The 525-nt window shown below is 49.1% G+C and carries 1 protein-coding gene; it reads right to left on the bottom strand.

Annotation, left to right across the window (positions count from 1 at the left end):
* Positions 1-525: tandem-95 repeat protein (locus tag AB4263_RS24375; RefSeq protein WP_372097440.1), on the bottom strand; the 525-nt coding region annotated here is incomplete at both ends.

Here is a 525-nt window from a genome sequence, read left to right as displayed (position 1 = left end):
TTCGTCGATTGAGTACGCTAGGTCGCCAGACACTGGCGCATCATCAACGGCAGTTACGCTCACGTCGATGTTTGCTGATACCGTATCGGTTCCGTCAGAGACATCGAAGCCGAAGTTTACGTCACCATTGAAGTTTTCGTTTGGAGCGAATGTGTAAGTACCATTACCGTTATCAGTAAGGATACCGTCGCCACCGTCGTAGGTCACACCTTCAACCGTTAGGTTGTCGCCTTCAATGTCAGTAGCGCCTGTTAATAGGTCTGCATCGGTGAAGATAAGCGTTCCATCTTCTTCAACGCTGAACTGTTGATCTTGAGGGACAGGCAGGTCATTAACTGGGTTAACGGTTAGATCCGCAGAAGCCTGAACGGTGTTAGTACCATCAGAGATATCGAAGCTAATATCGATATCACCATTGAAGTTCTCATCTGGCGTGATGGTGAAGCTGCCGTCATCATTAGCTACAACCGTCGCATCTCCACCAACCGTAAGGTCGCTAGCCGTAAGGTCATCGCCTTCCACATC

It is taken from the genome of Vibrio sp. 10N.261.55.C5, from assembly GCF_041470505.1.
GTDB lineage: Bacteria > Pseudomonadota > Gammaproteobacteria > Enterobacterales > Vibrionaceae > Vibrio > Vibrio crassostreae_C.
This window is presented reverse-complemented; position numbering and strand designations above follow the sequence as displayed.